General features: G+C 55.4%; 9 protein-coding genes and 1 pseudogene. All 10 read right to left on the bottom strand.

Translation table 11 applies throughout. The features are described 5' to 3' along the window. Positions 1-177 precede the first annotated feature (177 nt). Positions 178-2,472 carry a hypothetical protein gene (locus tag ADK28_RS33065; RefSeq protein WP_239686265.1) on the bottom strand — a complete coding sequence of 765 codons (2,295 nt, stop codon included), beginning with the start codon at positions 2,470-2,472 and terminating at the stop codon, positions 178-180. A 16-nt stretch (positions 2,473-2,488) separates the two neighbouring features. Continuing rightward, positions 2,489-4,960 (bottom strand): type VI secretion system Vgr family protein, encoded by a 2,472-nt coding sequence (locus tag ADK28_RS19570; RefSeq protein ID WP_048796438.1) that lies wholly within the window; start codon positions 4,958-4,960, stop codon positions 2,489-2,491. Further along, positions 4,957-7,662, bottom strand: a complete 2,706-nt coding sequence (gene tssH, locus ADK28_RS19565; protein WP_048796440.1) for a type VI secretion system ATPase TssH — start codon at positions 7,660-7,662, stop codon at positions 4,957-4,959. The genes ADK28_RS19570 and tssH overlap by 4 nt, the downstream gene beginning before the upstream one ends. 178 nt (positions 7,663-7,840) lie before the next feature. Continuing rightward, positions 7,841-8,332, bottom strand: a complete 492-nt coding sequence (locus ADK28_RS19560) for an Hcp family type VI secretion system effector (RefSeq protein WP_048796437.1) — start codon at positions 8,330-8,332, stop codon at positions 7,841-7,843. 17 nt (positions 8,333-8,349) lie between these two features. Further along, complete coding sequence (locus ADK28_RS19555; protein ID WP_048796439.1) at positions 8,350-10,065, bottom strand: OmpA family protein; 1,716 nt, start codon at positions 10,063-10,065, stop codon at positions 8,350-8,352. A 5-nt stretch (positions 10,066-10,070) separates the two neighbouring features. Continuing rightward, positions 10,071-10,724 carry a type VI secretion system protein TssL, short form gene (tssL, locus tag ADK28_RS19550; RefSeq protein ID WP_048796436.1) on the bottom strand — a complete coding sequence of 218 codons (654 nt, stop codon included), beginning with the start codon at positions 10,722-10,724 and terminating at the stop codon, positions 10,071-10,073. Further along, a pseudogene (tssK, locus tag ADK28_RS19545) lies at positions 10,721-12,057 on the bottom strand (type VI secretion system baseplate subunit TssK). The gene tssL and the pseudogene tssK overlap by 4 nt, the downstream one beginning before the upstream one ends. Positions 12,058-12,069: 12 nt before the next feature. After that, entirely contained in the window at positions 12,070-13,611 is a 1,542-nt protein-coding gene (gene tssC / locus ADK28_RS19540) for a type VI secretion system contractile sheath large subunit (RefSeq protein WP_048796435.1), read from the bottom strand. Positions 13,612-13,640: 29 nt separating this feature from the next. Next, positions 13,641-14,135 (bottom strand): type VI secretion system contractile sheath small subunit, encoded by a 495-nt coding sequence (gene tssB / locus ADK28_RS19535; protein ID WP_048796434.1) that lies wholly within the window; start codon positions 14,133-14,135, stop codon positions 13,641-13,643. An 804-nt stretch (positions 14,136-14,939) separates the two neighbouring features. After that, positions 14,940-15,296, bottom strand: a complete 357-nt coding sequence (locus ADK28_RS19530; RefSeq protein WP_048796433.1) for a YcgJ family protein — start codon at positions 15,294-15,296, stop codon at positions 14,940-14,942. Positions 15,297-15,469 lie beyond the last annotated feature (173 nt).

Below are 15,469 nucleotides of genomic sequence, written 5' to 3'. Positions count from 1 at the left end.
AAAGTCCCCCATTAAAAACTCCCCTCCCTGTACGGGGATCATGTTTGCAACGGATTTATCTACCAGGGTTTTCGCGACCTGAGCATCAGCTGCAGCATTACGCTGGTCACAACCGGTCAGAAAACAGACTCCAGCCGCGATAGTTATTAGCTTCTTATTCATCTCATTCCCCAATGATTACGCCATCATGGTGTTTTTCATGAGTGGATTTTCCGGATGTTGTTCATCCACCATCGCAAGGTATTCGTCCATTTCATGATCGGGAATAGGCACAAAGGGATCGTCGTGGTCAACAGAGACGGGCAAATTACCGTATAACCGCGCCAGTTTTTCACCGTAGTGGGTGTAGAAAAACAGACTACGCTCACCAATACCCAGGAATTTGATGACATCCTGTTCATTGCGCTTGCTGTCGCCTTTCTTTTCGCCGGGCGATGTGCTCAGATGCTGCATGACATTATTATAATCGGCCTGGCTCTGGACCCACTTTAACGCCTTAAAAACAGCCTGTTTTCGGAGTTTCAAAGGGCCGATCTTCCAGCTGTTAACCGAGAAGAATTCATTGTTCTGGTTTCTGGGATCAATCCAATCCGCCCAGTTGCTGTCTATCAGAGTGGCGATTACGGCCCCCTTTGTCTCTGGCGGTGTATACTTTAGCTGATCAGGGTTATTGAGAATGCTTTTCATCAGGTCGACGCGTTTGTTTTCATCTACAAGATCTTTTTCAATACGTTGTAATAACACAACCATATCTGTAAGCATTGCTTCGCTAGCCTGTATTCCTTGAGCAGCCATAATGATCGGAATTGCGCATAAAGAACGAAATGCATCCCCTGCCATCATCTGCTCCAGCTTCTGATAGTCCACATTTCTGAGCATAAACATAAAGCTCTTCATAAATGCAGCAAAGGCATTACCATCCACTTCAAATCCGAGAGAGCCCTTTGCACCCACTCCCCAACAAAGCGCAGCCTTACAGTAAATTCTGAAACGGCTGTTAATATACGTGATGTAAAATACGCCAGAGCCTCCCGCTCCCACCTGAAAGCTTGAACCAAGTGAAAGTGTGGCAATCGCCGTAAATTTTTTCTCCGTTGGTACAATGGGGTTATCAGCATTATCCGTCGTTTTCTTTCCCTCATCCGGATGTGGATCGAACCATTCAATTGCCCCTTTGACGTTACCGCCAGCCTGCGCTCCCGCAAAAGCCCCAATTTCCCCACCCGCTTTAACATCAGGGATAACCGGATTGGCGAGATTGATCGTTCGTCTTCCTGGCTGAGGTGGCGGGGCCAGGCTGGCCCTGCGACCTTTAATACCATATCCTTTTGCCATTTCCCCACTAGCATCAGCTTCAACACCCAACTCAATCGCGAGGCTGGCACCCGCGTTGCCCGACAGTACCGCCGTAAGCGAAAATCGCAATGCGCCCATGTTACACACACCAGCATCTGGTAGCGCCATTTCCGCAAGATTGTTGACATCCTCTCTTGCAGGAAACAGCAACTTTACTCCTAACCTGTCAGGAATATAGAGTTCCGCAGAGCCTTTCGCTTCACCCAGAGCAAAACTCGAATGCCCCTCGATTTTTGCTGAGGCTTTTTTCTCTAACGGATTAAACTCTGCCGATAACCCAGCCCCCTGGCTGTAGCGCATTAACTGGGCCTGAGCACTCAGATCGACGTACTGATGAAAGGTTGACTCATCATTGGGATTATCATTTTCATTGGGCCAGGTTAGCCCTTTATTCATTTTATCTGCCCAGTCAGTAAGAACAACATTGCTGTCTTCCAGTAGTTCATCTTCAAACTTCAAAGTTGCTGATACTTTTTTTAATTGTTTTTTTAGCTCTTTCGCATCAATTTTGGCGGAGCGAACTTTCGTTTTTATTTCATTACCCTTGGCATCATGCCCCGAAACCACTTCTTTGTTTTCATATTTAACAAAACTGGCTTCACCACTTTCTTTATCAACTTCGCTTAACTTATATTTTCGCCAGTGATTTTTTATTTTATCCGATCTGACATGGGTCATTTTAAAACCGGTGGTGCTTTTTAATGGAATGAGTTCCATTATCCCGACTGCTGATTCCTTCGAGTTCTCATCAAGCAACTCACCTTCGGGGACTTTTTCTGAGAGAGTTTTCAGTTCTTCTGTCAGTTTTGCATTTGCTTTATTGAGATTATCGTAAGCATCTTTCAGTCTGCTGTCATAGACTCTCTGTGGTTTAGTGCCCACCTGGGTGAGCATTTCATAATTAATCTCATCCAGCACATTTTGTGCTTTATTCTGCGATTCCAGAAGCGAGGATAACAGTGCGTGCTCCTGCTCAATGATTCGATTATCCTGAGCATCGACACATAAAAGCGTTGCGCTTCCAGGATGGAAGTAAATCTGAGGCTCATGTTCGCCGTGGACAACCGTTGCTTTACTCACATTATCCAGATTACTTTGTTGTATACCCTTAGCCATTCTTTCACTCCCTGTATTAACCACCGAGCAGTTCAATATTTATTTTGCTTTTTGCCGCGCCGAATATTTCTGAGGTATTACCTTCACTGTCGGTACGTCCCTCATAAACCTCACCGTCACTTGTTGTGATCCTGTAGCGTGTATTTGCCAGGATGTCCCCTGTATCTTTATCTCTGGTAACAAAATATTCGCTGTACCCCTGAGGCAGGGAGCGTTGAGGAACGTTATAATCAGCACTTCCTGTCTTCTGGATAGTGTTACATTTCAGCAATATATTACCCGGGCAGCCCATCTCAATATTGCCACCACTCAGTTTGATGTATGCTCCGCCACAATTTACAATTAACTCTGTCGCCGCAGTAATCTCCACCCGACCTTCAGTGCTGGTTATTGTGACATCCTTCTTCGCAATCGCATCCAGCCCGTCATCCTGCGCCTGAATCTCCACCTTGCCCTTTGCTGCAAACAGTTTCATTCCGGCTTTACGGGCCAGTATGCTGATTGCTTCTCCCGCAGCGACCGTAAAGCGTTTCAGTGCGCTGATATCCGTATTTTTTTGCGACATGATACCCACGCTGGCGCTCCCTGACGCCAGGCGTACCGCCTGCGGGCTTGTCAGGCTTATCCCTTGTGGAGCATTCAACAGGATCCCCGGCTGGCTCAGCGCATTCAGTGCGGCATTAAGACTTTCCTGGCTATCGGTATCAGATGGTAATGCCTGTGCCCCTTCCGCGGCTGCAGCAAGGCTTTTAGCTATTGACAGCGCATTATTGAGCTGAGAAATGGCTTCCCGCATAGCGAGCATGTTGCCACCAGCGGCAGGCTGGCTGTCGGCTGTAATAAACACTCCCGCACCGCCACGAACACTGACCCATTTATCGGTTCGCAGTTCAGCCCCTTCGCCACGTAATTCACGAGCTGCGTTGACATTGTGGCCGAGGTTCAGCTGCGTCTTGCCGCCGTACTCGGTGCTGAGTTTGATATGCTCTTCGCCGCGTTTATCCTCCATCCGCAGCTTGTTCAGCCCGGCGGTACGGATAACGTTGCGGGTGCCGTTCTTGTCGGTCACGTGGTCGCGCGAACGCGAGTTATGCATCACATGGGCAATGTAGGGGCGGTCAGGGTCCCCTTCATGAAACCCAATCGCCACTTCCGTGCCCTGAATCAGCGGGAAATGGAAGCCGTACATGTCTCCGCCGTAGGGCTTCGCCAGGCGCACCGGCATACTCTCCACTCCGGCGTCCTTGTCGTCCATGTCGGCATCAAATTTCACCCGGTAGAGGCCGGACGCATCCTGCCAGGCGTAAATATCATGAGGTTTCGCGCTGGTCACCCAGGCGGTCATCGTCCCAGTGACCTGTGGGCGGGGCAGCAGTGCCGGACGCCAGCAGACCGTGTCGCTATACGGCACCGCGTTCAACTTTACCTGCAGCGCATTTTTCCGGCTGGCGCGGTATTCCGTGTTGGTCAGCAGGATTTCGCCCTGTAGTATTTCAGGGAGCGTGTTGTGGCTGTCGCCGGTAAGGGTGACCACCTGCCCCGGTGAAAGGGCGGCATCGGTGCTGGTTCCGGTGATGTGCGTCTGGTTTGCCAGAAAACGCTCATGGTCCAGACGGGCATAGAAGTTAGCGCTTTCGGTTTCGGCGTTAATGCGCTCCCCCAGCACCATATGACGCGGTTTATAGTGATAGACCTCGCCGTACGTCACCCCCTCGCCATCACCGCGCGTCATGTCCGCCGGTGCAGACTCCAGGCGGAACTGCGCTTCACGGTGGTTATAATCTTTGGTGGAGACTGAGGCTTCCACCACGTTGTGGCTAATACCCAGCCCCCATACCGAATCACTGGCGTTATCATTCATCCCCGATGGGCTGTTCAGCATCAGGGTATGACGCGCCGACAAGGCATACTGGGTGTCGCCAAAGTTGACCACTTCCGTCTGCGTGTCCGGCTGCAGGGTAAACCCGTAAAAGATACCCACCTCAGCCAGCAGCCGCTGAATAAACTGCAGGTCATTCTCCTGGTACTGGTTGATTTGTTCACGCTTAGGGTAAGTACGTCTGAGCGAAAACTCATACTCCCAGTTCTTCAGGCCATGCTCCTGTAGAATCTGCGTGACCACTTCCGGGACCGACTTGTTGATAAAAAAGCGGTGGGTGCGAAACTGCCTGTCCAGCAGCACCAGTTTTGGCTCAAGCGTAATGCGGTACTTCGTCTGGTCAGCAGAGCCCGTCAGGCGCTCAAACTGCGTTATCACGCCATGTACCCGCTTTTGCTCTGTCAATTGCTTTAGCATTCCACCGGCCATGGTCAGGCTGGCAGGCTGGCGTAACATCTGGTCTGCCGGGATATCTTTCTCCGGGCTGCTGAAATGGACGATGTACCGGTAAGTACCACTCAGTCTCTCTTCGCCGGTAAAATCCTCCACATCCAGCAGGGACTGGCAGGCGTCAACGTTCAGTCGGTAGCGGTTCAGGGTGTTATTCATGCTGATTTATTCTCCGTCGCGTCATGCTGTGTCTTGCCAAACTCCATCACTATCCCTTCCTCGTCGTGCCAGCCCAGCATCAGGCTTTGCGGCTTCTGTCCGGCCGCGAGATGATGCAGCAGTTGCTGGCTCAGCACCGGCAGTATCTGCTGGTTAAGCAGGCTGTCGATGTTGCGGGCCCCGGTATCCGGCAGCAGGCAGGCCGCCGCCAGCGTGTCGTACAGGCTTTTATCGAGGGTGGTGGTGATGCCGTAGTGGCGGGTCAGGCGCTGTGTGACCTTCTCCAGCTTCATCGCCACAATGGTGCGCAACGGCGTTTCACCAAGCGGGCGGTACAGCACGGCCTGAAAACGTGCCAGCAGCGCAGGCTGGAAGTGGTCGCGCAGCAGCGGGCGGACGAGCGCGTGCAGCTCACCGTCAGTGGTCTCCGGGTTTTCCGTAAGCGCCTGCATGATGTGTTCGCTCCCGAGGTTGGAGGTCATCAGGATGACGGTATTGCGAAAATCAATTTCCCGGCCTTCGCCGTCACGCATCACGCCCCGGTCAAACACCTGGTAGAACAGGTTCATCACGTCCCGGTGGGCCTTTTCCACCTCGTCGAGCAGCACCACGCTGTAGGGCCGTTTGCGTACCGCTTCGGTCAGAATGCCGCCCTGGCCGTAACCGACGTAGCCCGGCGGGGAGCCCTTGAGCTGCGAAACGGTGTGCGGCTCCTGGTATTCGGAGAGGTTGATGGTAATCAGTGACTTTTCGCCGCCGAACAGCGCATCGGCCAGGGCATGGGCTGTTTCGGTCTTGCCGGTGCCGCTCGGGCCTGCCAGCAGGAACACGCCCTGCGGCCCGTTCTCCGGCGTCAGCCCGGTTTTTGACGCCCGCAGGCGCTGTGCAATGGCAGTGAGTGCCGTCTCCTGCCCCACCACGCGCTGTTGTAAATGCGCCTCCAGATACAGCAGTTCGGTCTGTTCATCCTTCAGCAGTGACGAGAGCGGCACGCCGGTCCAGTCGGCAATCACCTCGGCCACCGTGCGGACATCCACATCCGGGCACAGCAGTGGGTTGCTCTGCTGCAGGGTCCGGAGCTGTTGTGAAAGCACAGCGGTTGCTGCCTGCTGCCCGGAGGTCTTGCGGCTGCCCAGCAGTTGCGTGACCAGAACTTTCTCTTCCTGGTAACGGGCTTCAAGCCGCTGCTGTTCGGCAGTGAGCTGGCGGGTCTGGTGTGCAATCTCCGTCAGTCGGGTATCGGGCACGGACTGACCCACCGCCTGGTCTTCCAGCAGGGCCGCTTCTTCCAGCACCAGCGCATTCTCCTGCGCGGCCAGTCGGGTGAGGGCTTCCGGTACCGTGTCGAGACTCATGCGCACGCGGGCCGCCGCCGTGTCCAGCAGGTCCACCGCCTTGTCCGGCAACTGGCGCCCGGTAATGTAGCGCCGGGAAAGCGTGACCGCCGCGCGCACCGCCTCGTCGGAGATGTGCACCCCGTGGTGTTCGGCGTAGCGGGACTTGAGGCCCCTGAGCATCAGGCAGGCCGTGTCGTCATCCGGCTCATCCACTTTCACCATCTGGAACCTGCGTTCCAGCGCGGCATCGCGTTCAAAGTACTGTTTGTATTCCGACCAGGTGGTGGCGGCGATGGTTCTGAGTTCGCCACGGGCCAGGGCGGGTTTGAGGAGGTTGGCCGCGTCGGCCCCGCCTGTCTGGTTGCCCGCACCAATGATGGTATGGGCCTCGTCGATAAACAGCAGCACCGGGTTGTCCGACTGCTGGACGGCATCAATGATGTTTTTCAGGCGCTGTTCGAACTCACCTTTAACGCCCGCGCCGGCCTGCAGCAGACCGAGGTCGAGGGTGCGCAGGATGACCGGCTTCAGGCTCGCCGGAACATTGCCCTCAGCGATACGCAGCGCCAGCCCCTCCACCAGTGCCGTTTTCCCCACACCCGGCTCGCCCACCAGAATCGGGTTGTTCTTGCGACGACGGGAGAGAATGTCCACCATCTGGCGAATTTCAGTGTCACGCCCGAATACCGGGTCGATTTTCCCGTCGCGGGCTCTGGCGGTCACGTCGGTGGTGAAGCGGTCAAGCACCGCCTGCAGGGCAGAGGCGGTTTTCCCCTCTTTTATCGATGCTGTCACTGCCGCATCCGCCCCGACAGGGCGCCCCACAAAGGCCACGCTCCCGCCACCGGTTCCGGGTAGGCTGTCGGACATCATTGCAGCCTCTGCACGCTGGACGTTCTGACGTTCATCGGAGTGCATATCCAGCAGCGGGCGCAGCTGTGTTATCTGTCCGGCCGTCAGGGAGAACAGCGGCCAGAGGCCGTCGCAGCGCAGCAGCGACGGATGGCTGCGAAACGCCGTCAGCAGGTGGAGACTGCGTATCTGCTCCTCCCCGGCCAGCGACGCACAGAGCCAGGCCTGACGCAGCAGTTCGTTAAACTGCGCGGACAGCTGCGGACGGCTTCTGACCGAACGGGGAAGGCGGTCCAGGTATGCCAGCAAATCCTGCCAGACGGCGTCCATGTCCCACGCATAGCGGCGGGCCAACACGGTGAGGTCACCTTCCCCCTGCTCCAGTAGCTTCAGCAGCCAGTGTTCGGGATGGATCTCCGCGTGCGCGCGGGTCTGGCACAGGGTGGCCGCATCCTCCAGCGCACGGGCACAGAACGGGTTGAGACGGCGTAACAGTACAGCGGGATTTTCCATGTTCATTTACTCGCAGTCGGGGATTTGAGACACGCTACCGCCCGTCGCCGTTTCCCGTAGATTAGGAGCCCCAGGCGCATCAGGTCAGCTTTTCGGATTGTGGTGTTTTTTTGCTCAGCACCCGTCAGGCAGAAACTGAACAAAAAAGGCGGACAGAAAGGGCTGCCCGCCAGAAGGCTTACGCGGTGGCGCGTTCGTTCCAGGAGTCGGAATGAATGATGTTGCCGTCCTTGTAGGTCCAGGTGATTTTTTCGTAGCGCAGCTCAAGCTGCTCCAGGTGGCTGTGCTTCTCGTAAGCCGGGTCCTTGATGTCGTGCATCACCGGATTGACCTTCACCACCTTCACGTTCTCAAGCAGGGTGTTGAAGTACTCCACTTCCTGACCGGCGTCGTTGATTTTGTACCACTTAAACTCCGCAGACTTCAGGGTCTGACCGGTGGTTACGGCCTTGTACAGATACGGGCTGGAGGCATCGATTTCCTTGGTGAGCAGGAACGGCTCGTGAATGCGGGTGCCGGTCAGCTTGCCGGTGTTGTTGTCGGTCGGGATGTACAGGTTATGTTCCTGTGCCACCACCTCGATGCTGCCCTCTCGGTCCTTGACGTCCACGGAGCCTTTGATGTCCGCACCGCCGTCGTCCTTCAGCCACAGATAAACCGGAATTGCCATATTGTTGATTCCTTTACTTATTGATGTTGAGAAGCGCCACCATCCTGTGATGGCACCGGTTTTATGCCCGGCACCCGGCAGGCATCGGCCTGCGGCACCAGACGGATTTCAACCCGACGGTTGGCTGCCCGGCCCGCCGTCGTGTTATTGCTCTGCAGGGGACGTGTTGCCCCGTAGCCCTGCACCGCAAAACAGCTTTCCGGCACGCCGCCGGTGTCGCGCATCCAGTCGCGTACCGCTTCGGCCCGTTTCAGGGAGAGCGTCTGGTTAAGCGTTTCACTGCCGGTGTTGTCGGTGTGCCCGCTGACCACAATCAGCCAGCCCGGTTTAGCCCTGATGCCGACCAGCGCATTCACCAGCACTTTTGTGGAGCCGGATTTCAGGGTGGCGCTGGCGGTGTCGAACAGCGACAGGCTGTCGAGGCGAATGGTGGAAGGCGTGGCTTTAACCACAGTCTGTTTCACGGCCGACACCTCAGGCGTCCAGCCGTTCACTGCCGCGTTCACCGGGGCTATCAGGCGCATGCCCTGATACAGCCCCAGTCCGTAACGCTGCGGTACGCCACGGCGCTGCTGGTCATTCAGTTGCTGAAGGTCATTGCGTAACGTGGACTGTGCCTGCAGACGGGGACCGGTGGATTGCTCACCCAGACGGGCATACAACGTCAGATGGTCATTGAGGGTGCGGATAAGGCGCTGGTTATTCACAAAGGAGCACGTCATCGCCAGCAGCAGAAACACGCTGCTTATCAGCCCGGCGATCCGCCAGTGCTGCATCCGGCGACTGACGCCACGGTGACGGGAGAGCGAGCTGAGCAGCACATCCGGTAGCGGTAACAATGACGCTTGTGGAATAGCGGCAGGCATCATCGTGGTCAGTGTTGCCCCCTGCTGTTGCCACAGATTATCGTGCTCCCCGTTAACTGACGTCAGGCAGTACCCCAGTGCTGCAGGGCGCAGGCCGTTCTGACCATAGGTGGCGTTCTGCAATACCGGAACCACCACGCGCTGATACCATGCCTGCAGGCTATCGAGCCAGAGACTCTGGCTGAGTCGGGACAGACGTACCGCTGGCGCCGCTTCCCGCTGCCAGTCCGCCAGCGTCAGTACACCTTCGCCGGGGAGATGGGCCCGCAGCCCTGAAGGGCCGGGGATCGCGGTAAACCAGCGGGCTTCCGCCAGTGAAGAAACATCGGGCGGCGAAAGCCAGACCGCACTCAGTAAGGCAGGTGGCCCAGGTAGCCACTCATGGCACTGCACAATGGCACGCTGCCAGCTGCGCAACGTCTGCTGAAAAGCTTCTTCACGGGTATGCTGCTCCAGGGTGACCGCCAGTAACACAGCCACGCGAGGCAGCAGTGCAGGACGCGTATGCGCAAGCTGCTCAGCCAGCCGGGGCAACTGCTCCGGAGTATCCGTTCGCAGATACCAGCCCTGAGACGTTTCACGAAAGCGTTGTTCCGGTAAAAAAAGGGACACGGTATCCCCGGCAACCAGGATAACCGCACCGGTAAAGGTATCCGGCGGCAGAACATCATCAGCCAACTGTTCATGGGCCTCACCCGCTGACGGACGACGTTGCCACTGACGCCATAACAGCCCGCCAGCAGTAAGCAGAACAAGCAGGCTGAGCAGCCATTGCGTGCTGAGTGACACCATCAAAAAGCCGTTGACCAGCCAGAGGGACAGGATAAAGGTCAGCAACACCCAGGCATGGCGGAACACATAGCGCATGGGCATTATCCCGGTCCAATAATCTGCGCCACCTGACCATCCAGGAGCGTGGAGAACACGAACCACAACGCGACCAGCGCCATCAGACCCGCCCCCCATGACAGCCAGTACCACCACCGGCCACCACGCAACGTTGAGGGCCGTACCACCACAGGGCTGTCCTGGCTCAGGGTAAAGGGCGGTACCCGCTCCGCCAGCGCACGCACCACATCCTCGCGGCGCTCGTCGTCCTGCTCACGGTACTGACCGACAAAACCAAGCTGCAGGGTACGGTACAGGCAGGTCAACACCGCTGCATCCGGTGCAGGCGATTTAAGCAACTCACGGATTTGTGCCCAGAGGGCCTCACCGGCATCGAGACGGGAAAAGAAATGTGCCTGAAGCGGATCTTTCTGCCAGGTCCGGTACGCATCATCATCCTGCCCCCGGTTAAGTACGCTTTCATCCAGCAGAGCGCACAAGGCAAACAGCATCTGTTCACTTGCTGACTCACTGACCCCCGCTTCAGACAGCTGGCTGCGCATATCTGTGACCATCTGACGGGCGCGCCGGTAAAGCGCCTGACCGTCGGGGATCGGATGTCCGTTACGTAACTGGCAGGCCATCAGCCAGCCGGGATAAAATATCTGTTCAGTTCGGGTCACGGGAGCCTGTGTCATGAGCGTAATACCGCAAACAGTTCCAGCTTCACGTCCCCCAGCGACTCAGGGGTATAAAACGTGCAGTTGCCCGCGTCCAGCATCGCCCGGGCTGCATCGGTGTTCAGATCCAGCGCGAAATAGAGATTCTCCAGACGCACCGGAATAGCGGCAGGGACATGGCTGACGGGCTTTATCGCCATCCCGCTCATCGCCACGTTCACCACCTCCGACACATCATCGAAGCTGCCCGCCTTACACAACTGAGGGAAACGTGTCTGCAACTCATGTGCCGGCATCGATGAACGTACTGACAGCCAAAAATCGGCCCCCTCGCGCAGGCGGGCATCGTGCAGCGCCCCTTTCCACATCACCCCGTCCTGTTTCAGCTCAATGGCCACGACGCGGGAAGGTAAACTGGCTTCCAGCAGTTGATCGAGTAGCGTCAGCATGGGGTTAAAAACCTGTTCAGGGGTGTCATGCCGGTACGCGGGAATATCCCGGGCGTCGTGCTCCAGGGAAAACGTCAGCAGGCTCCCGGTCAGCCTGACCAGTTCACGGTACACCAGTTCAGGATGACGGTGAGGGTTCTCCAGCAGTTCGGTCAGCACCGGTTCGGCGCTATTGAGGGCGCTGAGCAGCCAGAACAACGATACGTCTGCCACGGCAAAATCCGCCAGACGGGCATTGCTTTCACGGCGCATACTCATCAGCCGCAGACGCCGGGCCTGCAGACGGTGTAATAAGTCACGCAGACGGGTAAGCAACGACGGCGCTGCCGACAGTGCCAGCATCGGTGGGATAAAGCCGGTATCACGTACCCATTGCCCTTGCGCATTACGCACCAGACGGGCCACCGGGCAGGTCAGCCAGGCGGTATTCTCCTGATGGGCAAGGCGCAACGTCAGCGCATGCCGAAGTACCGGAATGGAAGTCTGTTCATGACCCGCCAGCTCCTGCACCGTCACCCTGTCCGACTTCCAGCGGTGAGGACGTTCGCTGTCTCTGCCATCATCCAGATTCCCNCGCCGTTGGCGTTCAGAAGCGGCAGCGCCAGTACCACCCCGACAGACGCGCCGGTGATCCCCTGAAGATCGCACACGGGCGGCAGGTTCTCGCTGAGATCGGTATCCACCAGCGTACCGTCCGGAAAACGCACCACCAGGCGGGTGGCATTAAGACGGGAAAGTGCAAGCGCCCCGTCATCAAACTCCGCCGTAACCACGCCCCACGGACTGGCCAGCGCCATCCGGGCTACCGTCTCCGACACGTGGGCATCCCACAGTGCCTGCTGCTGAAACTGTTGTGGGGCCAGAAAAGCCCCGTCTTCCCATAACGGACGATAAATCTTCATGGTACCAACCCGTTATGCTTTGGCCTTCGGCATCTTGCTGACCAGAGACAGATTGACGTCCATCCCCTCCACCTGGAAATGCGGGACCGCAAAGAGTCTCACGCGGAAGAAGCCCGGGTTATCCTCAATGTCTTCCACCACAACATGCCCTTCGCGCAGCGGATGTGAGGCCTGCAGCGCATCGCCCGGATCGGTCATCTCGGTCACCAGACCGCTCAGCCAGCGGTTCAGCTCCTGCTCCAGTACGCGACGGTCTTTGGTGGTACCTATGTTCTCGCGCTGGATCACCTTCAGGTAATGGGCGATACGCGACATCAGGAAGATGTACGGCAGACGGGCATTGATACGGCAGTTGGCCGTGGCGTCCGGCGTGTCATACAGCGCCGGTTTCTGGGTGGAGTTGGCAGAGAAAAAGCAGGCAAAATCTTTATTTTTATAGTAACTTAGAGGAATTAACCCCAGATTTGAAAAATCAAACTCGCGGGTTTCGGAAATCATGATCTCAGACGGGATTTTGACCTGGCTGCCGGTACCGAGATCGAACAGGTGGATAGGCAGATCTTCCACGGCACCACCGGCCTGCGGACCACGGATCTGCACACACCAGCCGTTGTTTGCGAAACTGCGTGTCATGTTGGCAGCAAATGCGAAGGAGGCGTTCGTCCAGAGGTATTTGTCGTGGTCCGGGCCTTTCACTTCTTCCACGTAGTTGAAGCTGCGTACCGGGACGGTATCCGGGCCGTACGGCAGGCGCCCCAGCACGCGCGGCATCGTCAGGCCGATGTAGCGCGAATCATCACTATCCCGGAAGCTCTTCCATTTGATATATTCTGCGCGATCGAAGTAGTTGGTAACATCTTTGATCGCGGCCACTTCATCGATCGTGCTTTTCATGAAGAACGCCGGGCCCACCGAGCCAATGAACGGCATATGCGCGGCGGCTGCCACTTTGGAAATATTACGCAGCAGCGCGATATCCTGAGCACCGGCATCAAACTCGTACGCTGAAATCAGCGCCGCAATTGGCTCTCCACCGGGCTGGTCGTATTCCGAGCAATACGCGTGCTGGTATAATCCGCTCTGGATAATTTCCGGCGCATCCTCAAAATCTTCTCTTAATGATTCTTTAGATAAATCAAGCAGCTCTACGCGAATATTTTTCCTGAAGTCCGTTTTATCAACCAGGTGCTCCACGCCGCGCCAGAGGCTTTCCACCTTCTGAAACTCCGGATGGTGCAGGATTTTATCCAGGTCCTGGCTGAGTTGACGATCCAGTTCACCGATCATCTGATCCAGCAGGGCTTTATCCAGCTTATCGACTTTTTGCATACCCGACTGGCGTAACTGCTCCAGAAAGACACCCAGGGCAGCGGTCACACGCTGATTCGCACCAGCTTCCGCCATATCGGTTTCATCCTTCCAGGCGCTGATATCGCTGAGCTGTTCAACAGGTACAAGGTTGATTTTATTAAGTAAAGATGCATAGATCCCGGAAGACGGTTCCTGCTCCAGGACTTCAGCCGTCGCGGCGGCGGTATTCTGTTCTGCTGACATGATATTTATCTCGTGAAAGTAGGGGGAGCTCAGATGTCCTGCGGAGCCAGGGCGGCAATTTCAGCGCGAAGCTCATCGCTCAGGTCGGGGTTACGCAGGATTTCCAGCAATTCACGGCGGAAACCGGCGTCGTCCAGCAGATTGGCTCTGAGGTCCCGGAGCAGGTTGCGCATCGTCAGCATCGCCTGCAAACGCGGCACCTGCCGCGCAACCTGTTCCGGGGCGAAATCTTTCATGTGACGAAACGTCAGGTTTATTTTCTCTTCCATTTCCTGGCTGCCATGCGTATGCTGCACATCAAAGCTGACTGACGGTGCCAGTTCTGAAATCACATTTTGCATATTCAGCTTATTTATATTTATTTTATTTCGCTCCGCTAATGGCGCATCCTCGCGGCCATTACTGAAGTCTCCCGCCAGGAGCAATTTTAAAGGTAATTCCGATTTCTTCTGTGCCCCACCCGTGTGCAAATCCAGCTGCAAATTAATTCGGGCTTTAGGTATCTCAGACTGATACGAACTCATTATTTTGTTTTCCTTTGATAACCCACAACGGATGCAGGGGTGTTGGCTTTTCCTTCGGCCATGCTAGATCAATACTCTGCATCAGATCAATATAAAAGCACAAAAGATCTTGATAACGCGTATTTTAAGGCTTTTATTTCACAATGTAACAATGAAAAACAGATCTATACTCTGAAAACAAATGCACAGACAGAGTTTCCCTCTTTAAAAAATAACACCATCAACCTTATATACTGGTTAAATCAAATTCATCGAAAAAAATAATAGTGACGCCTTTAAAATAGTTAAAAAAAGTTAATGGTGAAATGAGTTGTTTCACAAACAAGACCGTTCAACACTTGCAAATCAAAACAGATAGAAAGTATTTAAAATAAATAAAATTCATTTGCAGTCTGTTTATAAACAATCATGAAGAAATCCTGGTTTTTATAAAAAACACCCGATAACAAAGCGCTCTTTCGTGAAGAAAAATATCTACGCCCGGCACGTATTCTTTTCAGTATGTTGTTTCTGAGTACCTTCACAGCGAGAGCATAAACCACCGGTATCCCCCAGTCAGTGGACCTTCGTTTCATGGGAACATAAAAATCGGGTGGTCGCCGGCAAAACGCGGGTCAAACAGACCGGCGGTGATCCGCAGACGCTACCTTCGTGACCGGGGCGGGACGTTGACAGCCTGTACATTGTCAGGCTGAACGGACAGGGGAAGTTTGAGTCATTCAACAAAGAAAGCGAGGGGCTGAACGGAGTAAGTGATCGTTGTCAGCACTAAAAAGACGAAGGGATCCGCCAGGATCCCTTCATTCATTGAGGAAACAGTAACTGTGTCGTGGTACGGTCAATCTTGCCGGAAGGTTTACCATCGGCACCAAAGTAACGGTCCTTGCGGCACACCTTCTCTTTAGTGTCACAATAAATCCCGTTCGCAAACGTAAACGCCGTGCGGTCAAAGTCTCCCTGCGCAGCCAGTTGCTTCCCTTTTTTCGCCCCCAGGTATTGCGTCGTCAGTACATCCGAAATCCCCGTCGCGTCGGCACAAAAATACACATCACAAACCACACCCTTTGCAGGTGAACGCAATGGGTTGTGTTCCGCGGCGCCCGCCAGTATGGGTGCACCACCTGCAAAGATGAATAACAACATCGTGATAATTTTTTTCATACGCACTCATTCTCATCCGGCGGAAAACGCATTATTTCACTCTGACAACGGCAGCCTGATGATAGTGTCAAGCTTCGCATTATTAGAGAGGCTCTCCGGCCACTCAGGGTTATCCCTTCATCGCAGGCTGGAAAACCAGAGTGGACCGCAACCGGGGCCTCGAGCCCCACACC

Source organism: Serratia sp. 506_PEND, from assembly GCF_001076875.1.
Classification (GTDB): Bacteria; Pseudomonadota; Gammaproteobacteria; order Enterobacterales; family Enterobacteriaceae; genus Serratia; species Serratia marcescens.
Note: the sequence above shows the minus strand (reverse complement) of the source record. Positions and strands in the feature narration are given on the sequence as shown.